General features: G+C 65.2%; 23 protein-coding genes. 11 read left to right on the top strand and 12 right to left on the bottom strand.

Translation table 11 applies throughout. The features are described from left to right. Positions 1–3 precede the first annotated feature (3 nt). Positions 4–1,593 (top strand): aspartate:alanine exchanger family transporter, encoded by a 1,590-nt coding sequence (locus H8F01_RS02895; protein ID WP_187057586.1) that lies wholly within the window; start codon positions 4–6, stop codon positions 1,591–1,593. 51 nt (positions 1,594–1,644) lie between these two features. On the opposite strand, the gene H8F01_RS02890 is transcribed toward H8F01_RS02895, so the two are convergent. The 7 genes from H8F01_RS02890 to H8F01_RS02860 all read right to left on the bottom strand — a co-directional run bounded on the left by H8F01_RS02890 (position 1,645) and on the right by H8F01_RS02860 (position 7,939). Then, the gene (locus H8F01_RS02890) at positions 1,645–2,829 is read right to left on the bottom strand and encodes an acetate/propionate family kinase (protein WP_187057585.1); all 1,185 of its coding nucleotides are present in this window, start codon (positions 2,827–2,829) and stop codon (positions 1,645–1,647) included. 4 nt (positions 2,830–2,833) lie between these two features. Beyond that, the gene (locus tag H8F01_RS02885; RefSeq protein WP_187057584.1) at positions 2,834–3,772 is read right to left on the bottom strand and encodes a phosphate acetyltransferase; all 939 of its coding nucleotides are present in this window, start codon (positions 3,770–3,772) and stop codon (positions 2,834–2,836) included. Between the two features lie 171 nt (positions 3,773–3,943). Then, entirely contained in the window at positions 3,944–4,480 is a 537-nt protein-coding gene (locus tag H8F01_RS02880; RefSeq protein ID WP_187057583.1) for a GNAT family N-acetyltransferase, read from the bottom strand. Between the two features lie 496 nt (positions 4,481–4,976). Further along, positions 4,977–5,297: a hypothetical protein gene (locus tag H8F01_RS02875; RefSeq protein ID WP_187057582.1), complete on the bottom strand. Its 321-nt coding sequence runs from the start codon at positions 5,295–5,297 to the stop codon at positions 4,977–4,979. Positions 5,298–5,814: 517 nt separating this feature from the next. After that, positions 5,815–6,207 carry a GNAT family N-acetyltransferase gene (locus tag H8F01_RS02870; RefSeq protein ID WP_187057581.1) on the bottom strand — a complete coding sequence of 131 codons (393 nt, stop codon included), beginning with the start codon at positions 6,205–6,207 and terminating at the stop codon, positions 5,815–5,817. 143 nt (positions 6,208–6,350) lie between these two features. Further along, positions 6,351–6,860, bottom strand: coding sequence for a cytochrome P460 family protein (locus H8F01_RS02865; protein ID WP_187057580.1), 510 nt, complete (start codon positions 6,858–6,860; stop codon positions 6,351–6,353). Between the two features lie 20 nt (positions 6,861–6,880). After that, positions 6,881–7,939, bottom strand: a complete 1,059-nt coding sequence (locus H8F01_RS02860; protein ID WP_187057579.1) for an alpha/beta fold hydrolase — start codon at positions 7,937–7,939, stop codon at positions 6,881–6,883. Between the two features lie 204 nt (positions 7,940–8,143). On the opposite strand from H8F01_RS02860, the gene H8F01_RS02855 reads away from it, so the two are divergent. Continuing rightward, positions 8,144–8,494 (top strand): hypothetical protein, encoded by a 351-nt coding sequence (locus H8F01_RS02855; protein ID WP_187057578.1) that lies wholly within the window; start codon positions 8,144–8,146, stop codon positions 8,492–8,494. Between the two features lie 17 nt (positions 8,495–8,511). After that, positions 8,512–9,507, top strand: a complete 996-nt coding sequence (locus tag H8F01_RS02850) for a zinc-dependent alcohol dehydrogenase family protein (RefSeq protein ID WP_187057577.1) — start codon at positions 8,512–8,514, stop codon at positions 9,505–9,507. Between the two features lie 56 nt (positions 9,508–9,563). Here H8F01_RS02850 and H8F01_RS02845 read toward each other — a convergent pair whose 3' ends face one another. Continuing rightward, complete coding sequence (locus tag H8F01_RS02845) at positions 9,564–9,839, bottom strand: hypothetical protein (protein WP_187057576.1); 276 nt, start codon at positions 9,837–9,839, stop codon at positions 9,564–9,566. Between the two features lie 193 nt (positions 9,840–10,032). Next, a complete protein-coding gene (locus H8F01_RS02840) occupies positions 10,033–10,647 on the bottom strand; it encodes a peroxiredoxin (protein WP_187057575.1) in 615 nt (204 codons plus the stop codon). Between the two features lie 408 nt (positions 10,648–11,055). Between H8F01_RS02840 and H8F01_RS02835 the strand changes: the two genes are divergently transcribed. The 4 genes from H8F01_RS02835 to H8F01_RS02820 all read left to right on the top strand — a co-directional run bounded on the left by H8F01_RS02835 (position 11,056) and on the right by H8F01_RS02820 (position 14,710). Next, positions 11,056–11,880 (top strand): SAM-dependent methyltransferase, encoded by an 825-nt coding sequence (locus H8F01_RS02835; protein ID WP_187057574.1) that lies wholly within the window; start codon positions 11,056–11,058, stop codon positions 11,878–11,880. A 168-nt stretch (positions 11,881–12,048) separates the two neighbouring features. After that, positions 12,049–12,321: a hypothetical protein gene (locus H8F01_RS02830; protein WP_187057573.1), complete on the top strand. Its 273-nt coding sequence runs from the start codon at positions 12,049–12,051 to the stop codon at positions 12,319–12,321. 9 nt (positions 12,322–12,330) lie between these two features. Continuing rightward, positions 12,331–14,106 carry a tetratricopeptide repeat-containing diguanylate cyclase gene (locus tag H8F01_RS02825; protein ID WP_187057572.1) on the top strand — a complete coding sequence of 592 codons (1,776 nt, stop codon included), beginning with the start codon at positions 12,331–12,333 and terminating at the stop codon, positions 14,104–14,106. 196 nt (positions 14,107–14,302) lie between these two features. Next, positions 14,303–14,710, top strand: a complete 408-nt coding sequence (locus H8F01_RS02820; protein ID WP_187057571.1) for a VOC family protein — start codon at positions 14,303–14,305, stop codon at positions 14,708–14,710. 46 nt (positions 14,711–14,756) lie between these two features. Here H8F01_RS02820 and H8F01_RS02815 read toward each other — a convergent pair whose 3' ends face one another. Continuing rightward, positions 14,757–15,479 carry a DUF899 family protein gene (locus H8F01_RS02815; RefSeq protein WP_187057570.1) on the bottom strand — a complete coding sequence of 241 codons (723 nt, stop codon included), beginning with the start codon at positions 15,477–15,479 and terminating at the stop codon, positions 14,757–14,759. Positions 15,480–15,706: 227 nt separating this feature from the next. Here H8F01_RS02815 and H8F01_RS02810 point away from each other — a divergent pair, with 227 nt between their 5' ends. Further along, positions 15,707–16,159 carry a GyrI-like domain-containing protein gene (locus tag H8F01_RS02810; RefSeq protein WP_187057569.1) on the top strand — a complete coding sequence of 151 codons (453 nt, stop codon included), beginning with the start codon at positions 15,707–15,709 and terminating at the stop codon, positions 16,157–16,159. Between the two features lie 20 nt (positions 16,160–16,179). Here the strand turns inward: H8F01_RS02810 and H8F01_RS02805 are convergent, their stop codons facing one another. Next, the gene (locus H8F01_RS02805) at positions 16,180–16,797 is read right to left on the bottom strand and encodes a hypothetical protein (RefSeq protein WP_187057568.1); all 618 of its coding nucleotides are present in this window, start codon (positions 16,795–16,797) and stop codon (positions 16,180–16,182) included. A gap of 205 nt (positions 16,798–17,002) precedes the next feature. Here H8F01_RS02805 and H8F01_RS02800 point away from each other — a divergent pair, with 205 nt between their 5' ends. From H8F01_RS02800 to H8F01_RS02790, 3 genes are all read left to right on the top strand, one after another. Further along, a complete protein-coding gene (locus tag H8F01_RS02800) occupies positions 17,003–18,442 on the top strand; it encodes an alkaline phosphatase family protein (RefSeq protein WP_187057567.1) in 1,440 nt (479 codons plus the stop codon). Positions 18,443–18,590: 148 nt separating this feature from the next. Beyond that, positions 18,591–20,900, top strand: a complete 2,310-nt coding sequence (locus H8F01_RS02795; protein ID WP_187057566.1) for a transferrin receptor-like dimerization domain-containing protein — start codon at positions 18,591–18,593, stop codon at positions 20,898–20,900. A 78-nt stretch (positions 20,901–20,978) separates the two neighbouring features. After that, the gene (locus H8F01_RS02790; protein WP_187057565.1) at positions 20,979–21,596 is read left to right on the top strand and encodes a hypothetical protein; all 618 of its coding nucleotides are present in this window, start codon (positions 20,979–20,981) and stop codon (positions 21,594–21,596) included. Between the two features lie 6 nt (positions 21,597–21,602). On the opposite strand, the gene H8F01_RS02785 is transcribed toward H8F01_RS02790, so the two are convergent. Then, positions 21,603–21,887: a GIY-YIG nuclease family protein gene (locus tag H8F01_RS02785; RefSeq protein WP_187057564.1), complete on the bottom strand. Its 285-nt coding sequence runs from the start codon at positions 21,885–21,887 to the stop codon at positions 21,603–21,605. Positions 21,888–22,012 lie beyond the last annotated feature (125 nt).

The raw sequence follows: 22,012 nt of genomic DNA, 5'->3' as shown, positions 1-22,012 counted from the left end.
GCCGTGGATGTCATCAAGACGCTGCTTGAGCAGCAACCCATGATGGCGCTGTTCCTCACGATCGCCATTGGCTATCTCGTCGGCGAAATCAACATCAAGGGCTTCTCCCTTGGCGTGGGAGCCGTGCTTTTCGTGGCGCTCGCCATGGGCTGGTTCGCGCCCAAGTCCGTGCCGGCACCCATGGTCGGTACGCTGGGTCTCGCGCTTTTCCTGTACACGGTAGGCGTGCAATACGGGAAGCAGTTTTTCGCCGGACTGACCAGCGCCGCGGGTCGACGGGCAAACCTGATGGCCCTCATCGGCGTGGCACTCGCGGGCGTGGTCAGCATCCTGTTCACCAAGATGCTGGATGTGAAGCTGGGCTACTCGCTGGGTCTGTTCGCGGGCTCCGGCACCAGCACGCCGACGTTGCAGGCCGCGATCGCAACGTTGGGCAATGACGATCCCGCCGTCGGCTATTCGGTGTCGTATCCGTTTGGCGTCGCCGGTCCCATCCTGTTCCTGTACTTCGCCTTCATGGCGCTCAAGCCCAAGATCCAGCCCTCCGCCCCAGCCGGGCTGCAGTTTCTCGAGATCGTGGTGCGCAATGAAGCCGCCCTGGGAAGGACGATCGGGGAAATTGCCGCAAAGCTCCCTGCCAGTGTACAGATCGTCGCGCTGCGCACGGCACATCGCAGCCAGGCCGCCTCGCCCGAAAGGGTGGTCGCGGAGAACGACGTCGTCTTTGTCGTCAGCCCTGATCAGGAAGCCTTGCAGCAGGCCAGCAGTTATCTCGGGGAAACGGCGCCCGGACAAATCCTGAGCGACCGCAGCCACATCGACTACGTGCGCATCTTTGCCTCGCGCCCAGCCGTGGTCGGGCGGACCCTCAGCGAACTGGAGCTTCCCGGAGAAGCGGCCAACATCGTGGTGCAGGTGCGACGCGGCGATGCCGATATCACGCCACGGCCTGATCTCGTGCTTGAGTTTGGCGATCGCGTGGGCGTGCTGGCCAGCCGCGCTGACTTCGCGGCGCTACGGAAGTACTTTGGCGACTCCATCAAGGCAACGGCCGAATTCAGCTATATCTCCATCGGCATCGGCATGGCGATTGGCTTTCTGCTGGGTGCCATCCCGTTTCCGTTGCCGGGTATCGGCAAGCTCGCCATTGGATTGTGCGGTGTCCTCATCGTGGCACTCGTGCTTGGACGGCAACGGCGTACGGCGGGGCTCAGCTGGACCATCCCGCTGTCAGCCAGCCTGGTGCTGCGCAATCTGGGCCTGACGTTGTTCCTGGCGCAGGTGGGCATGTCCTCCGGCCCGAAATTCGCGGCCACCGTGACCCAGACCGGGCTGGAAATGCTCGGCCTTGGCGCCATTGTCCTGATGGTGCTCGTGCTTCCCATCCTCATCATGGGCTTGTGGATGTACAAGATGCCGTTCGACGAGGTGGCTGGCATCGTTGCCGGTGCGTGCGGCAATCCTGCGATTCTTGCCTATGCGAACAAGCTTACGCCCACGGACCGGCCCGACCTTGGCTACGCGATGATCTTTCCCGGCATGACCATCGTGAAGATCCTCTTCGTCAACATTGTCCCGGCGTTTTTCTCGTGATGACGTAGCGCGGCGACCAGGGCAAGCATGGCCGTCAACCCGTTCCGGGTCTCACGCTTCGGCCAGAAGCGCTTGCGTGTGCCGGGCAATCATCAGCTCTTCGTTGGTCGGAATGGACCAGACGGAGACAAGGCTGGACGGCGTGCTGATGCAAGCACTGCCTGCACGATTGGCATCCTCGTCGATGACAGCGCCCAGCCAGGCCGCGCGCTCGCAGACACGCTGCCGGATGTCGGGTGAGTTTTCGCCGATGCCCGCGGTAAACACGATGGCATCGATGCCCTCACTGGCTGCGGCGAGCGAGCCGAGCTCACGCGCGATGCGATAGGTGAACAGGTCGATGGCGAACGCCGCGCGTGCATCGTCGCTGGCCAGCAAGGTACGCATGTCGCTGGACAGGCCGGATACGCCCAGCAGGCCCGAGCGCTTGTAGATGAGATCCTCGATGGCCTTGGCGTCCATCTTCAACTCGGCAAGCAGATAGAGAATGACGCCGGGATCGACGCTGCCGCAACGCGTTCCCATCGGCAGACCCTCGACCGCCGTGAAGCCCATGGTGCTCGCCACGCTGCGGCCGTTCACCATGGCGCACATGCTGCTGCCGTTGCCAAGGTGTGCCACCACCGTGCGCCCCCGCGCTGCTTTCGCATCGAACGTCGGCAGGACGCTGGCGATGTATTCATACGATAGACCGTGAAATCCGTATCGGCGCACGCCGCGATCGGTAATGGCGGCGGGCAGGGCGAAGGCCTGCGCCAATTCGGGTTGCGTCCGATGAAAGGCTGTGTCGAAACAGGCGACCTGGGGAAGATCAGGGCGAATCCGGGTGACGATGTCGACCGCCTTGAGGTTGTGCGGCTGGTGCAGTGGTGCCAGTGGCGTCAGCGTCTGAAGTTTGGCCATCACGCCTTCGTCGATCCGCGTGGCCCTGTCGAAAAACATGCCCCCATGGACGATGCGGTGGCCCACGGCGACCAGCCGGTGGTCGCCCCGCTGCGAACGCAGAAGGTCGATCAGATAGGCAATGGCTTCTTCGTGCCCAAAGGTGGCGTTGTCACTCCACGATTTCGATTCGATCTCGGCCCCCGCGGCATCCTTGGCAAGCGAGCGCGGCGCGGTATACAGGCCTTCGACCTGTCCGCGAAGAATCAATGGCAAGCTTGCCTTGCCTCCGTCAAAGGCACTGAACTTGATGCTGGAGGATCCGGCGTTGAGGACGAGGACGACATCCGCCATGGCATTACCCCAGGATCTTCCCGCCCTCACGGCGGGCCGCGGCGACCATGCTCGCTATCGCACAGGACGCGAGCCTGCTCATGACGGAATCAGCGCGGCTGGTGAGGATGATGGGCACGCGCGCACCCAGCACAATGCCCGCCGCGTCGGCTCCGGCCAGAAAGGTAAGGCTCTTGGCCAACATGTTGCCGGCTTCCAGGTCCGGCACCAGAAGAATGTTCGCGCGCCCAGCCACCGGCGACTCGATCTTCTTGATCTTTGCCGCTTCAAGATTGATGGCATTGTCCAGCGCGAGCGGACCATCGACGATCGCGCCCGTGATCTGATGGCGATCCACCATCTTGCACAAGGCCGCCGCTTCCACCGTGGAGGGTACTTTCGGATTGACGGTTTCCATCGCCGAGAGAATGGCCGCCCGCACCTCGGGCACGCCCAGGGCGTGGGCGAGGTCGATGGCGTTCTGCAGGATGTCCACCTTCTCCTCCAGCGTGGGCGCAATGTTGACCGCGGCATCGCTGATGATCAGCGCGTCTTCATGCCCCGGCACGTCCATCACGAAGCAGTGACTGACCCGGCGAGCGGTGCGCAACCCCGTCTCGCGCTTCACCACCGCGCCCATCAGTTCATCGGTATGCAGGCTTCCCTTCATCAGCGCTTCGGCCTTGCCTTCACGTACCAGGGCCACCGCTGCCGCTGCCGAGGCGGTGCTGTACGGTGCGTCGACCATGTCGACACCTGAAAGGTCGATGCCGCTGTCGGCGGCAGCCGCCCTGATCCGGTCCAGCGGACCGACCAGGATGGGCGCGATCAGGCCGAGCCGTGCCGCTTCCATCGCTCCCTGCAGAGACGATCCGTCACAAGGATGCGCCACGGCAGTAGGCGTAGGCGGCATGCTCTGGCAACGATCGATGAGTCGCTGGTACTTCGCGTGGCGTGCATCCATGGGATGACCTCGTTGCCTGACGCAGGGAGTATTGCCGAGTGATTGGGAGCGACTGTCCGGACTGCCGGAGCATCTACCCGGGACCGTGAAGCAGGCGCAAATCCACAGGCCGCCGACAAGGGCCGCGCGTGTGGAAGGCGGGGGTGTCCTGGCCGGCGCTCCTTGCTCCCTTTACAGCTCCAGCGTGACGAGCCGCAGCGAATAGTCACCCGGGTAAGGACCGTCCTTGAAGCCAAGTCGTTTTGCCAATCCGCGCATGCCGGTGTTCGTTGCCAACACGGTGCCCTCCATCTGGCGAACCTCGCGCTCGCGCGCCGTGTTGATCAACTGTTGCATGAGCTGACGGGCAAGGCCGAGGCCACGCCAGTCGTCGGCAACCGTGACGGCAAACTCGCAGTTCTCTCCCGAAGGGCTGGTCACGTAGCGTGCACCGCCGACCATGATGTCCCCGGCACCCGCGTTGCTGAGCGCAACCAGCGCCACGACGTGGCCATGGGGGCCCGGCGCCTCGGGCTGCAGGATATCGTCCGGCACCTCGCGCACCGTCCCGAAAAAGCGCGAGTAGCGCGATTCACTGCCGAGTTTTTGAAAAGCGTCGTCAAGAATATCCTTGTCCTGCGACTGAATCGTCCGCACGTGAACTATCCGGCCATCCCGCAGTGCCAGAATCCTGAGAGACGTGCCCAGGTCGAAATCGTCGTGCTGCATGGCCGCCTCGATCGATGATTTCTTGATGACCGGATTCGTGAATCTCGTCGGTGACCGACTGCATGGTCACCCACGTGTATCTGTCAGCCGGGCCGACCTCCATCAGAAGTGCCCCCGTTGATCGTGAGCAGACTGGGCGCTGCCTTCCGGTTGAATTCAGCCTGCTATGCGGACAACCCGGGCGGGGTACGAGCTCGAACCAGCGAATCATGCACCACGTGCGAAAAATTGGCGTGTAACCGGGTTTGTCGATGGTCGAAGTGGGTGTTCCCAGCATGACCTTCAACAACGTGGAGTACGTGCGGGCTTGAGGGGCTGCAGTGAGGCGCCTCCGCTCGTTCCAGAGCCGATCCACGCTTGCACTGTCATGCTTTCGCTCCGGGTCTCCGGCGACGAGCATGTCTGCTTCGGGTCGAACGCATACACCCTCGGCTGTCCTCAATAGACGGTTGCGCCGCCAGGGCTGGATCACCCGGTACGTCTGAACCGGAGGGTGTCAGAAGTTGAGCCCCATCGGTCGGTTGCAGTGGTATTTCTCCGAGACCTTGTCGACGTCGGCCACCGTGAGGTGTCGTGCGATGAGTTCGTCGGCGCTGAGGTGCAGCCAGACATCAACGTCGATGCAGTGATGGTCGGCGACGCCGAACAGGCGTTGCGCGTTTCGCACCACGGCACCGATGCCTTGATCCATGGGGTTGATCAACGCCATGCCTGGCGCCACGGCGCGGTCTGAACCGGGAACGCCATGGATATCCTGCACGTGCTGGGCGTTGCGCATGCGGTCACGGAATCCACCGTCGCCGTCGGTGGGTGCCAAGTTCGCGGGCTGCCCGGTGGCGACGGCGGGTAATGCCAGGGGCCGGGACTCCGTTTCCGGCGCGCTGGTGACAACCGGCGGTGAGGCGTGTGTGGGAGGCGGTGACTTCACTTTTCCTGGGCGCTGTGCACGGTCGAACGATGTGGCCGCCGTACGTAGCGGGGGAGGCGAGGCAGACACCACCCGCGGTTGCGAAACAAGGCGCAGCTTCAGCGTGGCTGGGCGGCTTTCCGATTTCACCGGTGCATCGGCGCCCGGGGCTGCGGGTCGAAGCATCACCAGCAGGATGACGAGATGGGTGCTGATGGCGACGGCCAGGGCCACCACCCGGCGGGCGGATGGGTGAGGGTCATTCGACGTGGCTTGTTCCATCCCCATCTGCGAACTCCGTTCGGCAGCGTTGCCTGCCCCCTCCCTGTCCGCGCCGGAAAGGGCGCAGCCAGTGCCGGCGGTGTCCCGCAGGTATGGAGCAGTCGGGGTTGGGACCGTGTCGGCCCGGCAAAGTTCGGGTCGCCGGCTATTCGTTCCGAAGTTCGAATATCTCCATCTCAGTACCTACCCTGCGCCCGGTGGAAACCCACCCGCGTGACTGATAGAACCGGCGGGCACGCGGTTGGGGCGACAAGGGTGCTTCAAGCCAGAGCCTCTTTACCTGCTCCGCGCGAAGCCAGCTGACGACCAGCGAAAGAAGCTGGGTGCCGATGCCCTTGCCCTCATGGCCGTGCTCAACCATCAGGCCCAGCACCTGGCCAGTGCGCGCGTTGCCGGAGCAATGCCCGACGGTGGAAGAGTCGATCCGACACTCCCAGCTCCGGATCTGCCCGCTACCCAGGTCGGGCGGTGCGGGGCGATGCGGGTTGGAGTGCTGCCACCGTGCCAGCATGGGAACTTCCCGGTATTCCACTTGCATACGCAGCTCCCTGTCCGTTTGAAAGCAGACGTGTCAGGCATGCCTTTGCTTTTCATCTGGAGGGTAGGCCCTGCCGCATCACCGTTGCGTCGAGTCCCCGTGATCGGGCCGATGACCGGACGCCGGATAACGCCTTTCAGCGCTCAGGGCGCATACCTCGTGAACACATAGTCGTGTCCTTTGGCGCGCGCCTCGTGGCAGGCGAAGCAGGTGCGGTGCTGGGCTTCGTCGGCGGGCTGGCCATTGACGAAGCGCCCAAAGCCCCAGCCGCCGGTGGCGGCGTATTTCCTCGAATCCTTCACCATTACCTGCACAGTGGTGGCTGCACCGGGCACGGTGGCGCTGGCGAACTCGGCGGAGGGTTGGCGCTTCCAGGCGAGTTTCACCAGCACGGTGCCGTCGGGGAAGGGCTGGCTGTCGCGGTGATAGGCATCCACCGCGACGGCATTGCCCACCACCGCGCGCAGTTCGTTGAGCGGTGCATCCTCCAGCGCGGGTGCGATGAGTTCCCACTGGCGATAACCCTGGGGCAGGGTGACACCGTAGACGGGCGAGGCGGGCGTGGCGGCCGGCTCGCTGGCATGCGAGGTCGCGGCGAGAATGCCCGCCATCATCATTCCGATGGCGGCCGTGGTAGCCAGCAAGGTTTTCATCGAAGAGTCCAGGTAGCCGGTCAAAAGTGGTCGACGTCGATCACGGCCTTGGCGAAGGCCTGTGGTGCTTCCTGCGGCAAGTTGTGTCCGATGCCGCCAGTGATCAGGCGGTACTCGTACTTGCCGGTGAACTTCTTGGCGTAGGCGCTGGCATCCGGGTGGGGGGCACCGTTGGCGTCGCCTTCCATGGTGATGGTGGGTACGCCGATGGTGGGGAAGGCGGCGAGCTTCTTCTCCAGCGCGTCGAAGCGCGACTCGCCCTCGACCAGGCCCAGGCGCCAGCGGTAGTTGTGGATGGCCACGGCGACCTGGTCGGGGTTGTCCAGCGCGGCGGCGGAACGGGCGAAGGTGGCGTCGTCAAAGCCCCACTTCGGCGAGGCCGTTTCCCAGATCAGGCGCGCGAAGTCGTGCGTGTACTTGGCGTAGCCGGCTTCGCCGCGCGCGGTGGTGAAGTAGTACTGGTACCACCACTGCTGCTCGGCCTTGGGCGGCAGCGGGGCATGGTTGGCCTCCTGGCTGCCGATAAGGTAGCCGCTGACCGACACCAGCGCCTTGCAGCGTTCCGGCCACAGCGCGGCCAGGATGTCGGCCGTGCGTGCACCCCAGTCGAAGCCGGCGACGATGGCCTTGTCGATCTTCAGTGCATCGAGCAGGTCGATGGCGTCCTGCGCCAGTGCTGCCTGCTGGCCGTTGCGCGGGGTGTCGGCGGAGAGGAAGCGCGTCTCGCCGTAGCCGCGCAGCCAGGGAATGATCACGCGGTAGCCGGCGGCCGCCAGGACGGGGGCCACATCCACGAAGCTGTAGATGTCATACGGCCAGCCGTGCAGCAGCAGCACGGGTGTGCCGTGGGCCGGGCCATCTTCGGCATAGGCCACGTCCAGCACGCCCGCCTTCACGTGTTTGATGGACTTGAACGAGGTGCGCCCGCCGCTGGGCACCTGCTTGCCGGCGGCGCCGTCGGCGGCCGGGCCGTTGGATTCGGCACGGGCCAGCGTAGCGAAGCCGAACGGTGCCATGGCCAGGCCAAGGGCGGTGGCGCCAAGGAAGCTGCGGCGCTTGGGGTTGATCAGGTCGGACATGGCGGGTCTTTCTCCGGTGGGCAGGCGTATAGAAGACCATCCGCATGTGTCGCCTCTGTGTGGAGAAGCGGCGGTATTGAAAGGTCGTGTACCCGAGGGGCCCGGGGATACATTCGGATACAAACCCGCCGGGGCCCCTTTTGTTTTCAGATCGACGCCTATATGCAGGGCAGGACCGGGCGGGGGAGCCCGCAAGGAGGTGTCATGGCCTGGTTGGATCCGCAGTGGTTCACGCTGGAGGCGCTGTCGGCCGAGTGGCGGCGCAAGGACATACGCAAGTGGTTGATTGGCGTGGCCACCACGGTGGTGGTACTGGCATTGCTGTGCCACCCGGAGTCAGCGCCCGCTGCGCTGGCCATCGACTCCGTGGGCATTGATGCGTTTCTTGCCGTGCTGGAGCTGCAGGTGCTGGTGGGGTGCGCGCTTTACTCCCAGCAGCTGATGGCGCTGATTCGCGCGGCCTATGTGTCGAATCACCCGTTGGGCGCACTGTTGCGCAAACCGGTATCGCTGGTGCGCAACGGGCGCGAGGCGATGCGGGGTTCGTACCGCTGAATCATGAGGACCGTGCGATGAATGCTGTTCCGTCGATGCAGGCTGCCTTGCTCACCCAACACGATGACGCCTTCCAGGTGGCCAACGTGCCGCGTCCCGTGCCGGGGCGCGGGCAGGTACTGGTGCGCGTGGGGGCGAGCGCGGTCAATCCGCTCGACCTGAAGATTCGCGCCGGCAAGGCCGGTCACGCGGCGCAGCCGTTGCCGGCCATCCTCGGCATCGACATGGCCGGCGTGGTGGAAAGTGTCGGGCCGGGCGTTTCCGACTTCCGCCCCGGTGACGAGGTGTACGGCATGACCGGTGGCGTCGGTGGCGTGCCCGGTTCGCTGGCCCAATACCAGGCGGCGGACGCGCGCCTGCTCGCGCCACGCCCATCCGGTATCGGCGTGCCCGAGGCAGCGGCGATGCCGCTGGTGTACATCACGGCATGGGAAGGCCTGGTCGATCGCGCCCAGGTGAAGGCCGGGCAGACCGTGCTGGTGCAGGGTGCCGGCGGCGTGGGCCATGCCGTGATCCAGCTGGCGCGCGCTTTTGGCGCCACGGTTTTCGCGGTGGACGGCGCGTCCAAGGCGGAGCAGATCCGCGGCTGGGGCGCCGCGCCGATCGATCGCGACACGCCGGTGGAGCAGTACGTGGCCGAGCATACGGGCGGACGCGGTTTCGACCTGGTCTACGACACGGTGGGTGGCAGCGGCATCGATGCGTCGTTCAATGCGGTGAAGCGCTTTGGCCACGTGGTGAGCGCGCTGGGCTGGGGCACGCATGCGCTGGCGCCGCTGTCGTTTCGCGCCGGCACGTATTCGGGCGTGTTCACCCTGCTGCCGTTGCTGACAGGCGAAGGCCGCGAACACCATGGCCATATCCTGCGCAATGTCGCGCGGCTGGCGGATGAGGGGAAGATCACGCCGTTCGTGGACCCGCGCCGTTTCGACCTGGCCTCCGTGGCCGATGCCTACGCCCTGATCGAGCGGCGGGAAGCGCGCGGCAAGGTCGTCGTGGAAGTGGCACCCTGAAAAAACAAAGGCCGGCAAGGCTGCCGGCCGTCGTGGATGAAGCGGAGTGGTGAGGATTACTCCTCGCCGTCTTCCTCTTCGTCTTCTTCCTCTTCGTCCTCGAAGGTTTCGAGTTCTTCGACGCGCAGGAAGTTCGGCGCGGCGTCGGCGAAGCTGATCTGCTTGCCGTTCACCAGCATCGGGCGCACGTCACGGCGCGTGGTGCCGTTCTGCACGGACTCCACCAGCGCGAAGCACACGAGCGCTTCCGCGCTCTCGTCGCCGCTTTCGTCGAACACGGCAACCCAACCCGTGGCGGGCATGATCTGGATGATGGTTTCTTGCGAGGACATGGGGGCTCCGGTTGGTCAAACGCGGAAGCTTGCCGGGTGCCCCGTGGGACTGCAAGCGACGATTCCGTGACGGGGCGCGGTGAGGCGCTGGTGGAGGCCCGGTATCCTCACCGTCATTCCCGCGGAAGCGGGAGGCGCTTTTCAACAGCCGAAGGGCTGGTCACCCAGCGCCTTTGCCCCGATGCCCCGAACCTCAGGGCGCCTTGCCCGCCTGCAACTGCTGCACCACGGCGAGCGACTTGCTCACATGCTCCTGCGGGTGCAGGTGGTCGGCTTCGGAAGAGAACACCGCCGCCACCTTGCCGTCCTTGCCGATCACGAAGGTCACGCGGGAGATGAAGCCGTGTTCGATGGCTTCACCCTGCACGTCCTTGGCGCCGGGTTCGGCGGCAGACATTTTCACGTCGAACTGCTTGGCGATCTTGCCGTCCGGGTCGGAAGCCACCGGGAACTTGCCGGCGCAGTAGCTCGGGTCGGCCGAGAACTTGTTGAGCCGGTCGATGGAGTCGGCGGAGACGCCGATGATGGTGGCCCCGGCAGCGGCGAATTTCGCCGCCTCGGTGGCGAAGGCGTGTGCCTCGATGTCGCAGCCGCCGGTATAGGCCGAGGGGAAGAAGTACACGATGACCGGGCCCTTCTTGAGCGCATCCGCCAGGGAGACGGTGGAGCTCTTGCCGTCGTGGCTGGCCTGGGCGGTGAAGGCGGGAGCGGTTGCACCCTGGCTGATCGCGGCAAAGGCGGGCGAGGCGAGCATCATGCCGACGCCGAGTGCGGCGGTGGCCAGGGAACCCATGAGGCGCTTGTTCATTGCGGTAAACCTCGAAATGCACGTGGAGGGAGACAGGCGGGCGGCCCGTGCCGGGGCAGTCGGCCGGGGGTCCGGGCAGGCAACCATGCGCGTATCCGCCGGGCTGCCGCAAGAGCCAGGAGTTTTACCGGCCATGTCCAACGCTGTCATATCTGTCCGGTCGCCGGCGCGGGTGGCGCACCGGCTGTCCAAACCTGCGTGAGTGCCCCGCTGGCATCGAAAGGTTGCCTGCGCGAAGGGGCTCGATTTCTGCTGCCTGCCTCGTGCTTCATGCCTATTTCGCAGCGCTTCGCGCCCATGGTTCAACCCCGCGGCGTGAGCCTGGATCGGGTAGCTCTTTGTCATAGACCGCATGGAGCCCCCGGCAGCTGAAAATTGCCTTAATATCGACGGATGGAACCTTCCACGATGTCGACATCGACAGAGACACGCCGCGGCAGCCTCGCGTGTGTCGGGCTGGGCATGACCCTGGGGTCGCACCTGACGCCGCTGGCGCGCAGCCACATCACCCAGTCGGACGTGGTTTTTGCCGGTCTGTCCGATGGCATCGTGGAAGCCTGGCTACAGCGCATGCATGCGGACGTGCGCAGCCTCCAGCCCTATTACCGCGAAGGCAAGTCGCGCGCGACCACCTACCGAGAGTGGGTCGCCGTGATGATGGCCGAGGTGCGCGCCGGCAAGCGCGTCTGCGGCGTGTTCTACGGGCATCCCGGCATCTTTGCCTGGTCGCCGCACAAGGTCATCGAGGTGGCCCGCGCCGAGGGATTCCACGCCCACATGGAGCCCGGCATTTCCGCCGAGGATTGCCTCTATGCGGACCTGGGCATCGATCCCGGCCGCTTCGGCTGCCAGCATTTCGAGGCCAGCCAGCTGTTGCTGTTTGAACGCCGCATCGACCCCACCGGCTATCTGGTGCTGTGGCAGGTGGGGCATGTGGGCGACCAGTCGCTGGCGCGGTTCCGTGCCACGGGGCCGGCCTATCGGCAACTGTTCGTGGACCTGCTGGCCCAGGACTATCCGCTCGACCACGAGCTGATCGTCTATCGGGCGGCTACGCTGCCAATCCAGCAGCCGCGCATCCGTCGCTTTGCGCTGCGCGAACTGCCGCATATCGAGTTGACCGCCGAGGAAACCGTGGTGTTGCCCCCGGCGCGTGCGATGAAGCCGAACCAGGCCGTGCGTGCCCGGTTGGCGGAACTGGAAGCCATGGAAGCGGCCGGCGAACCGGCCTGAAGACGTGAGTGACCCGGCGCGGCGGAGAGGGCCGCTGGCGCGGGGCGTGATCAGAGAAAACGGTGACGCTTGTCATCGTGTTTCGGCAAGCTAGGCCTGTGCGATTGAGGCGCGCAGGGAGCAGTGATCGTTGCAATACCATCACAGCTAAAACGAGGGGGACAATGTATGACTGATACGATGGATTGGCTTGAAGCCATCGGGCAGGACGCCACGCTGCGTCATGCTTCGAGTGATTCGCTGGTCGACACGCTTGATGCGGCTGACGCATCCGAAGCGTTGAAGGCTGCCGTGGCGTCCGGTGACAGCGCGTGGCTTGCGCAGGAGTTCGGTACGCCGCTTTCCATGTACGGCAGCCAGAGCTCGCAGACCTTCCCCGAGGAAGAGGAAGAGGAAGAGGACCAGCCGACGGAGCCCGACGCTTCGGTGCTCAACGGCTAGGCCATCGGCATGCACCGGCAGTGGCACAGGGTTCTGCTACGGCTCGCTTCGGCGGGCATGGTGGCCTGCGCGCTGCTGGGCACGGCAAACGCCGTCGAGGTCGTCTCCGACCCGACGGCGTTTCTCGAACAGACGGAAGGCGTGCGGACCACCGATCATCCGCGCTTCCTGCGCATGCTGGCGCAGATCCACGACGAAGCCCCGGAGCTGACCTCGGCGCAGCGCTGGTATCTGCGTTACCTGGATGCCTGGCAGCTGGCGTTCGAAGGCGACACCAGCAAGGCCAACGCCATGCTGCGGGACATCATGGATCACTCCGGCGATGTCACCCTGCAGGCGAAGGCCACGGCCCTGCTCATGCACAACTACGGCCTGGGCAACCGCTACGAGGATGCGTTCGGCCTGGCCAATCAGCTGGCTTCGGACCTGCCCAGCATCAGCGACCGGCTCGCGCGCTTCACCGTGCTGTCCAACCTGTCGCAGCTGATGATGTTCGCGGAGCAGAGCGACCTGGCCATCAAGTACGCCCGCATGATGGAAGATTCGTTGCCCCCGGGCGAAAGCCTGTGCAACCCGTTGTCGATCGAAGTCGCTGCGCTGAACAACAGCGGCAAGCTGACCTCGTCCAGCCAGAAGCTGCTGGAGGCGATCGACACCTGCACCGCGGCCGGGCAACCCGTATTCGCCGAGACGCTCATGCTGATCAAGGGCGATCTCTACTTGAGCGAAGACCAGCCCGCCAAGACGCTGGAACTGATCCATCGCATCCTGCCCGGCATCAACGCCAACGGCTACTACTCGCACATGCGGGCGGCCCAGGTGCAGCTGGGCCAGGCCTATGAAAAGCTGAGCGACGACAATAACGCCCGCAAGGCGGCGCTGGCCGTGCTGTCCATGAGCGGCCAGGACGAAGTCAGCCAGTGGGTGAGGAACGCCTACGAGGTGCTCTACAAGGTCGAGAAAAAGCGCGGTAACGCCGCCGCATCGCTGGCCTACTACGAACACTTCGTGGCGCAGGACAAGGGTTACCTCAACGACGTAAGCGCCCGGTCGCTGGCCTATGCCACCGTGCAGCAGCATCTGCTTGCACAACGGCTGGAGGCGGAAGGCCTGAGCAAGCAGAACAACATCCTGCGCCTGCAGCAGCAGCTGGACACCAAGGCGGTGGAGACCAGCCGGCTCTACATCGCCTTCCTGATCATGCTGATGGTATCCATCGTGTTCTGGCTGTTCCGCATCAAGCGCTCGCAGCTGCGCTTCAAGATGCTGTCGTACCAGGACAGCCTGACCGGCATCTACAACCACCAGCATTTCGTGAGCGAGGCCGATCGCGTGCTGCACCAGACGGAGCGGAAGTCCGGTGCGGCCTGCCTGATCTCCATCGACCTGGATCACTTCAAGCTGATCAATGACACCCACGGCCATGCCGTGGGCGACGTGGTGCTTCGTCATACCGTGGCGTTGTGCCGGCGCCAGCTTCGTCCTACCGACCTGTTCGGCCGGCTGGGCGGCGAGGAATTCGGCATCCTGCTGCCGGATTGCACGCGCGAGCAGGGCGTGGCCATTGCTGATCGCATCCGCGCTGCCATCGAATCGACCCCGGTGGATGGCGATGGTCGCCTGGTGACGTTCTCGGCCAGCATTGGCCTGGCCTCCACCGACAGCTCCGGCTACGAGCTGGGGCTGTTGCGAAAGGAAGCGGACGCCGCGCTGTATCGCGCCAAGCGCACCGGTCGCAACCGCGTGATTGCCGATACCGAACTGCACGGCATGGCCCGCGCCTGATCGCCCGGCCGGGCGCCGGGCTCGCCCGGTGCGTGGCCTGATGTCGATCCATGAGACGCGCGTTCGTCATTCTGATGAACCGCGCGCCTGACCACCCTGATGACTGGCGCGGTTCCATGGGTGACCTCGATGGCGGTTGCCGCGTGCGCGTGGCCGGCCGGGAGGCGCACGGTACCCACCAGGCAGGAGACGCCGCATGAAGTTCATTCCCTATCTCGATTTCGATGGCCAGGCGCGGGAAGCGTTCGATTTCTACGCCAAGGCGTTCAACGGCAAGATCACCATGCGCATGACCTACGGCGAATCGCCCATGGCCAAGGACATGCCGCCGGAAACCCACGGGCGCGTGATGCATTCGCAACTGGAAACGCCCCACAGCATCCTGATGGGTGCGGACGCGCCGCCGAACGCGGCCATCTCCAGGGGATGCGTGAACATCGACGTCGACAACCCGGCCGAAGCCGAACGCGTATTCAAGGCCTTGTCCGAAGGCGGCGAGGTGACCATGCCCATCGCCGAAACCTTCTGGGCGCATCGCTTCGGCATGCTCACCGACCGCTTCGGCAAGGCGTGGATGGTCAATTGCCTGAAGACGATGGGGTGATGGATCACCCGGACGGGCCGCCGCGTGGCGACCCGTTCCGTGTCGATCAACTGCCGTAATCCAGCTTCGGATACCAGCTGGTGCCGCGGCCCTCGGGCACGCAGTCCAGGATGGTCCAGATCGGCATGAGGTCCGGGGCGCCGCGCGGGTCCTGGCCGGGGTCGGCGGTGGCCATGCCCATTTCTCCGGCCCAGAACAGGCGAATGCGGCCATCGCGTCGGGTGAAGACATTGAACGCAGGGATGTCGCTGCCGTCGTCGGCGATGGCGTGGTAGTCGCGGCTGAACTCGCCGTTGTGGTCCGAATACAGCGGCAGATCCTTCCAGCCGCGTTCCTGTTTGAAGGCGGCCAGGCGTTCGAGTGGCGAGCGGGCGATGACCGCCAGGGCGACGCGTTGCTGGATATCACGGGCTTCGCCATTCCATGCACCCAGCAACGACGTGCACATGGGGCAGGGCCGTTCGCGCTGGGGGCCAAACATGTAGCTGTAGGTCACCAGGGTCTGCCTGTCGCCGAACAGGCCGGCCAGGTCCACCGGGCCGTGTTCGCCGATGAAGCGGTAGTCGCCCTTTGCCTCGGGGCCTGGCGGCAGCGCGCGGCGTTGCTCGGCCACGCGTTCAATGTGCCGGCGCAGCTCCAGTTCTTCGGCCAGCAACGCGTTGCGGGCATGGCGGTACTCGGGACTTTCGCCGCTGAAACTGCTGCCGTTGCGCTGGACCAGCTCGGCAACAGGAAGCAGGGCAGGGATCACGGGGGACGCTTGGGACATGACGGGCCTCGGGCGCTGGGACGGTGTGAGGGTGGACGCATCCTCGGCCGCCGGGGGCGAAGGCCGCGTCTATCCTTGCGACGAACGGCGGCCGCCGGTTTCGACATCTCCGCACGGGGCGAGACGCATCGGGACCAATGGCGCACGTAGCCCATTTATCCCCCTTGTGCTGGGCGGCGTGTGGCTTAGGCTTGGGCTTCGTTCATCGCTGTCGCCGGGACGCCCCCATGGATCATCGGATCGTGTCGTTGCCCGCTTTTACGGTTGTCGGACTGGAGTACATCTCGCGCAGCCCCACGGGCATCGGGGCGCTGTGGGACCGGTTCCTGCCGCGTGAGCAGGAAGTGGGCCCCAATGTGGAACCCGGCATTGCCTATGGCGTGTGCGCGGCCATGCCGGACGGCATGCTGCGGTATGTGGCGGGCATTCCGGTGGCGCACGATGCGGCCGTGCCCGATGGCATGGTGAAGTTCACGGTGCCCGCGCAGAAGTACGGCGTATTCACCCACCGCGGCGTGGTGGCGGGCATTGGTGAAGCCTTCCAGGCCATCCATACCCGCCTGCTGCCCAAGCTGGGGCTGCGTTCGCGGTCCGGGGTGGAATTTGAGCGTTACGACGAGCGCTTCACCGGGCCGGATGACCCGGCCTCGGAAACGGATATCTACATTCCTGTCGAATAGACGTCCCGCCGAATAGCCGTTCAGGCGGCCAGCTGGGCGCGCGGGAAGGCCGCGATGGCCTCGTTCAGCGTGGCGCTCACCTGGCTGGCCAGCTCGGCGTAGTCGCGGGCACGGGGCATGCGCGCGCGCTTGGGGACATCTTCCAGCAGGTCGACAAAGCCATGGGTGGTGGCGTCCGCCGCATGGGCGTACAGGCAGGCGCGCGGGGAGTCCAGGAACACGCGTATCTCCACCTGCACGCGGGTGTCGGAGGCGTTACCATCGGGCTGGATCAGGATGGACAGCGAACGGTTGCCGCGGCGACGCAGCATGCGCAGGCATTCTTCGAGCTCGACCACCACGCGATGGCCTTCGGGCACGCACAGGTCGCGCCAGAACACGGCATCCATCTCGTTGACCGCCTTGCGCACTTCATTCTCGATGCGGCCAAGAAAGCCCACGCGCAAGTCATGGCGCGTGTAGTGCAGAGGCATGGTGGACACCTGAACGTTGTTCTTGCGCACCAGGGTGGAGTGGTTGATGCGCGTGAAGCTCAGGCCGGCCGCCTCGTAGCTTTGCTGGGCGTTGGCGCCGCTGATGCCCGCGAATGCGGCCCATGCGGCCTTGAGATAAGCGATGTCCGGTGCCGTTTGCAGCATGCGTGTTCCGCCATGAAGGGTGGTCGGCGCCCGGTTCATCAGGCGACGTGGGCTTTATCGGCGTGGCGTGGCGAAACTTCAGTCCGCCTGAAGCTGAGCGCCGCGAGGGCCGCCGGGTAATGCACCAGACACCTTGCGATGATGGAATGCATACAGGCCGGCCGGCGAAACAGGCCCCATCCCCCCGCAATCCCAAGGCGGCGACATGGCTACTCCGAAGGCGAACCGGTTGTCTGCGATCAACCACATCGTGGTGCTGATGCTTGAGAACCGTTCTTTCGATCACATGCTGGGCTACCTCTACGCCGATACCGGCAATGTATCGCCCACCGGACAGCCGTTCGAAGGGCTGACCGGCAAGGAGAGCAACCCGGGTGCGAGCGGTGCCGTGACCGTGTTTCCCATCGCGCAGGGCACCACCAGCACCTATTTCATGCCGGGCGCCGATCCCGGCGAGGGCTACAGCGCCACCAATGCGCAGTTGTTCGGCAGCAGCACGGCGCCCACGCCGCCGGTGGCCGGCAACAACGGTTTCGTGAGCAATTTCGCCGCCACGCTGGCGTGGGAGGCGCAGCAGAAGCGCTCTATCCTGGCCGGCACCGTGGCCTCCGACATCATGGGCATGCACACGCCGCAGACCTTGCCGGTGCTGTCGGCGCTGGCGCGCGGCTTTGCCGTATGCGATCACTGGTTCGGTTCGGCGCCCACCGAAACGCTGCCCAATCGCGCGTTCACGCAGACGGGTACGTCGCAGGGCCATATGGATGACGCCACCAAGTCATTCACCGCGCCAACCATTTATGCATCCCTGTCGGAGAAAGGCGTGTCGTGGGCCGTCTACGGTTACAACGCCGAACCGCTCACGCGCGTGTCGTACAGCGACCTGGTGAATGCGCCGGACGCCAACTTCGGCAAGTTCGCGGATTTCCAGGCGGCGGCTGCCCATGGCACGCTGGCCAGTTACGTGTTCCTCGAACCCAGTTGGGGTTCCAGCGGCAACAGCCAGCATCCCAACTACGATGTGTCGCTGGGCGAGCAGCTGATCCACGACGTCTATACCGCCTTGCGCAGCAGCCCGCTGTGGAACCAGACGCTGCTGATCGTGACCTATGACGAGCACGGCGGCTGCTACGACCACGTGCCGCCGCCGACCAACGCGGTTCCGCCCGATGCGACGGCTGGCGAATACGGCTTCGACTTCAAACGTTTCGGGCCACGCGTGCCCACGCTGCTGATCTCGCCGCTGATTGCCGCCGGCACGGTGTTCCGCGTGCCCGCCGGCAGCATGGCGCTGGACCACACCTCGATCCTGCGCACGGTGGAAACACGCTGGGGCGTGGCGGCGCTGACCGCCCGCGACGCGGCGGCGCCCGACGTGGGCGATGCACTCACGCTCGCCACGCCGCGCACCGACGATCCGCTGGCCGGCGTGATGCCGCCCACCTCCAAGGGCAAGAACCCGGCGGCAGGCGAGCCTTCGCATCTGCAACAGGTCTACGCCGAGCTGGTGTCGCGCCTGCCCGTACCCGATGCGCAGGGCAACACCGGGCACGTGATGCCGGTACTGAAGACCGAGGCGGAGGTGGATCGCTACATTGACGAGCGGCTGGCCGCATGGAAGGCGTCGCGCTTGCCCGCATCCTGAGCGGCGGCATCCCGGAAGCATGACTTTTGCCCTAGGCGAACGCCGTGGGACAGGTGAGAGGGTATAAGTGTCGCGACAGCATTGAACGTCGGCGCGAAGGGAGAGCGCGCCGGTAACCATTCGTGCCACCGCTGGGGAGAGACAACGCATGACCCGTTTGACGATACGGCCGCTGCTGGCGGCTTGCCTGCTCGCTTCCATGGGCGGCGCCCTGGCCGCGGATGACAACAGCCACAAGGACGCGGGCATGCTCGGCTTCAGCGCCGACGGTGCCACCGCGCAGCAAAGCCTGGAGCAGCGCTTCGATGCCTTGCTCGATCCGGCCGACCAGCGCGAGTGGCTCAAGCAGATGTCCTCGGCCCCCAACCAGGTGGGCTCGCCGCACGACAAGGCCAATGCGGAATTCATGCTGGCCAAGTTCAAGGAGTGGGGCTGGGATGCCCACATCGAAACCTTCAACGTGCTCTATCCCACGCCGAAGAAAGTGGCGCTGGAACTGAAGGGACCGCATCCGTATACCGCGAAGCTGCATGAGCCGGCCGTGGCTGGCGATGCCTCGTCCGCCATCAAGCAGGACGTGCTGCCGCCGTACAACGTCTACGGCGGCGACGGCGACGTGAGCGCGCCGCTGGTGTACGTCAACTACGGCATGCCCGATGACTACAAGGATCTCGCCCGCCGCGGCATCGACGTGCGCGGCAAGATCGTCATCACGCGTTACGGCGGTGGCTGGCGCGGCCTCAAGCCCAAGCTGGCGCAGGAGCATGGCGCAGTGGGCTGCCTGATCTATTCCGACCCGCGCGACGATGGTTATGCCGAGGGCGACACCTATCCGAAGGGCGGCTGGCGCCCGGAAGACGGCGTGCAGCGCGGCTCGGTGGCCGACATGCAGCAGTATCCCGGCGACCCGCTGACACCCGGCATCGGCTCCACGCCCGACGCCAAGCGCCTGGCGCTGAAGGATGCCAAGACCGTCCTGAAGATTCCGGTGCTGCCAATTTCTTATGCCGACGCCACGCCGTTGCTGAAGTCGCTGACCGGTCCGGTGGCGCCTGGCGGTTGGCGCGGTGCGTTGCCCATCACCTATCACATCGGACCGAGCTCGGCGCCCGTGCACCTGACGGTGCTGTCGGACTGGGGCCAGAAGCCGGTGTACGACGTCATCGCGACCATCAAGGGTTCCACCGAGCCCGATCGCTGGATCGTGCGCGGCAACCACCATGACGGCTGGGTGTTCGGTGCATGGGATCCGCTGGCCGGCAACGTGGCCTTGCTGGCTGAAGCGAAAGCCATCGGCACGCTCTACAAGCAGGGCTGGAAGCCGCAGCGCACGCTGGTCTATGCCAGTTGGGACGGCGAAGAAGCCGGCCTGCTCGGTTCCACCGAATGGGCCGAAACGCATGCGGACGAGCTCCGGCAGAAGGCCGTGCTCTACCTCAACTCCGATACCAACGGGCGCGGCTTCCTGGAGGCGGGCGGCAGCCATTCCTTCCAGCATCTGGTGAACCAGGTGGCAGGCAGCGTGACCGATCCGGAGACCAAGGGCAGCGTGCTCGAACGCATGCGCGCGCATGTGATGGTCGAGGGCAGCAGCAAGGATGCCAAGGCGGAAACCAAGGAGTTCGCCAAGCTCGCCGCGGCGGGCGGCGACGTGCCGATCGCAGCCTTGGGCTCGGGCTCCGATTACAGTGCCTTCCTGCAGCACGTGGGCGTCGCTTCGCTGGATATCGGCTTCAATGGTGAGGACGAAAGCGGCGGCGTGTATCACTCCGCGTACGATACGTTCGACCACTACGTGCGCTTTGGCGATCCGGATTTCCAGTACGGCGTGGCGCTGTCCAAGGTGGCCGGCCATATCGTGCTGCGCACCGCCGATGCCAGCGTGCTGCCAATGCGCTTCGGCGATTTCAGCGACACGCTGGATCGCTACGTGGATCAGTTGCACAAGCTGGTGGAGGACACCCGCAAGGACACCGAGCAGCAGCATCAGCTGCTGGACAAGCATGCCTATGCGCTGGTGTCCGACCCGACGCGTCCGATCCTGCCGCCCGAGCGTGATTCCGATGTGCCCGACATCAAGCTCGCGCCGCTGGACGATGCCGCGAAGAAACTGAAGAAGAGCGCGCAGGCATTCGATGTGGCCTACAACGAGCGTGCGTCCGCCGGCTTCAAACTGTCGGCCGCGCAGCAGGAGCAGGTCAACGCGCTGATGGGGCAGATGGAGCATGCGCTCACCCGTGGTGAGGGTTTGCCGGGGCGCCCGTGGTTCCAGCACATGATCTATGCGCCCGGCATGCTCACCGGTTACGGCGTGAAGACCGTGCCGGGCGTGCGCGAAGCCATCGAGGCACGTCGCTGGGACGAGGCCAGCCAGTTCGCGCAAGTCACCGCGAAAACACTGGACGGATATCGCGAGCAGCTGGACAAGATCACGGCGATGCTGAAGAAGCCGTCCTGATCGCCAGCCTGCCGTTGCTGTTCCTGCACAGGCCGGATCACGTAGGATGCGTGGTCTGGTCTGGACAGGGAAAGTGACATGGAGCGTTGCCGCGTATGGGCTTCGGCTTGCCTGCTGGCGTTCGCTGCAACTGCGGCGGTCGCTCAGGATGACTGCGATCACCGCCCATTTGGTGCGGTCGTGAAGCAGGGTGTGGAGAACCCGCCCGATGCGAACGACAAATGGTTTCCGGTCGACGATCACCAGGCGGCACCACGCCCATCGCGTGGCCTGACCCTGACCTCATGGGGCTGGGGATGTTCGACGACCTTGATCGTCGATCTGGACAGGGCACGTGCTGCGGAGATCCACCGCTGCAGCGAGGGATCCTCCGATTACGATGCGCTGTGGGCACGTTTCGCCAAGCGCGCCCAACTGGTGACGCACCGTGTGGTGCGCAACAAGTTCGAGCAATGGGAGGCCTTGGAAACACGGCCTTTGGACAAGGGCGACATCGCTGCCTTCACCTGCCTGGCCAACAAGGCTTGGTCCGCGCCTCCGCCGAAAATTCCCGAGGGCGCCCCGGTTCCGCCGCACTCTGTGTCCTACGTGCGTTTGTGGGATGGCCGGGACGTGAAGTTCTTCGGCGGCTACACCCGGCCGGAGTCGACCGCGGGTGACCTGCTCAATCTCGTATACGGCTGGTTCCGGCCCTGACGGCGTTCAACCTGCCGGCGCCGTCAGGTATGCAATCTTCCGCTGCTTCGGCAGCTGCTTGATCTCCCACTCGGCACGCGATGCCGCCGAACGGTTTTCATAAACGCGCGAACCGATCAGGCGCAGGGGAGGGTGAGAGCGTGTATAGCGTGCACCCTTGCCGTCCACGTGCGCCTGGTAGCGTGCATCGAGATCGTTGGTGATGCCCGCGTAATACGAGCCGTCGCGGCACTCGATCAGGTAGAGGCACCAGGTGCCGGAAGGCGTGGCGATGTGTGGGGGATAGGGCATCGGGCAGGCAAAGCGTTCAGTCGCCGCCAGTGTGCCGCATCCGACGCCGGCAATGTAGGAGCGCCCTTGGGCGCGATGGCAACATCAGGCCTGCCTTGCGTTTGAATTGTCGCGATCGCGCCCGG

This window comes from Dyella telluris (assembly GCF_014297575.1).
GTDB lineage: Bacteria > Pseudomonadota > Gammaproteobacteria > Xanthomonadales > Rhodanobacteraceae > Dyella > Dyella telluris.
This window is presented reverse-complemented; position numbering and strand designations above follow the sequence as displayed.

What these genes read in the sequence shown, in the direction of transcription:
- H8F01_RS02785 (WP_187057564.1), bottom strand. Translation starts at nt 21,887, where the DNA reads ATGCCCTATCCCCCACACATCGCCACGCCTTCCGGCACCTGGTGCCTC.
- H8F01_RS02865 (WP_187057580.1), bottom strand. Translation starts at nt 6,860, where the DNA reads ATGAAAACCTTGCTGGCTACCACGGCCGCCATCGGAATGATGATGGCG.
- H8F01_RS02850 (WP_187057577.1), top strand. Translation starts at nt 8,512, where the DNA reads ATGAATGCTGTTCCGTCGATGCAGGCTGCCTTGCTCACCCAACACGAT.
- H8F01_RS02825 (WP_187057572.1), top strand. Translation starts at nt 12,331, where the DNA reads ATGCACCGGCAGTGGCACAGGGTTCTGCTACGGCTCGCTTCGGCGGGC.
- H8F01_RS02885 (WP_187057584.1), bottom strand. Translation starts at nt 3,772, where the DNA reads ATGGATGCACGCCACGCGAAGTACCAGCGACTCATCGATCGTTGCCAG.
- H8F01_RS02880 (WP_187057583.1), bottom strand. Translation starts at nt 4,480, where the DNA reads ATGCAGCACGACGATTTCGACCTGGGCACGTCTCTCAGGATTCTGGCA.
- H8F01_RS02815 (WP_187057570.1), bottom strand. Translation starts at nt 15,479, where the DNA reads ATGTCCCAAGCGTCCCCCGTGATCCCTGCCCTGCTTCCTGTTGCCGAG.
- H8F01_RS02810 (WP_187057569.1), top strand. Translation starts at nt 15,707, where the DNA reads ATGGATCATCGGATCGTGTCGTTGCCCGCTTTTACGGTTGTCGGACTG.
- H8F01_RS02860 (WP_187057579.1), bottom strand. Translation starts at nt 7,939, where the DNA reads ATGTCCGACCTGATCAACCCCAAGCGCCGCAGCTTCCTTGGCGCCACC.
- H8F01_RS02795 (WP_187057566.1), top strand. Translation starts at nt 18,591, where the DNA reads ATGACCCGTTTGACGATACGGCCGCTGCTGGCGGCTTGCCTGCTCGCT.
- H8F01_RS02890 (WP_187057585.1), bottom strand. Translation starts at nt 2,829, where the DNA reads ATGGCGGATGTCGTCCTCGTCCTCAACGCCGGATCCTCCAGCATCAAG.
- H8F01_RS02855 (WP_187057578.1), top strand. Translation starts at nt 8,144, where the DNA reads ATGGCCTGGTTGGATCCGCAGTGGTTCACGCTGGAGGCGCTGTCGGCC.
- H8F01_RS02790 (WP_187057565.1), top strand. Translation starts at nt 20,979, where the DNA reads ATGGAGCGTTGCCGCGTATGGGCTTCGGCTTGCCTGCTGGCGTTCGCT.
- H8F01_RS02870 (WP_187057581.1), bottom strand. Translation starts at nt 6,207, where the DNA reads ATGCAAGTGGAATACCGGGAAGTTCCCATGCTGGCACGGTGGCAGCAC.
- H8F01_RS02845 (WP_187057576.1), bottom strand. Translation starts at nt 9,839, where the DNA reads ATGTCCTCGCAAGAAACCATCATCCAGATCATGCCCGCCACGGGTTGG.
- H8F01_RS02800 (WP_187057567.1), top strand. Translation starts at nt 17,003, where the DNA reads ATGGCTACTCCGAAGGCGAACCGGTTGTCTGCGATCAACCACATCGTG.
- H8F01_RS02830 (WP_187057573.1), top strand. Translation starts at nt 12,049, where the DNA reads ATGACTGATACGATGGATTGGCTTGAAGCCATCGGGCAGGACGCCACG.
- H8F01_RS02835 (WP_187057574.1), top strand. Translation starts at nt 11,056, where the DNA reads ATGTCGACATCGACAGAGACACGCCGCGGCAGCCTCGCGTGTGTCGGG.
- H8F01_RS02805 (WP_187057568.1), bottom strand. Translation starts at nt 16,797, where the DNA reads ATGCTGCAAACGGCACCGGACATCGCTTATCTCAAGGCCGCATGGGCC.
- H8F01_RS02840 (WP_187057575.1), bottom strand. Translation starts at nt 10,647, where the DNA reads ATGAACAAGCGCCTCATGGGTTCCCTGGCCACCGCCGCACTCGGCGTC.
- H8F01_RS02820 (WP_187057571.1), top strand. Translation starts at nt 14,303, where the DNA reads ATGAAGTTCATTCCCTATCTCGATTTCGATGGCCAGGCGCGGGAAGCG.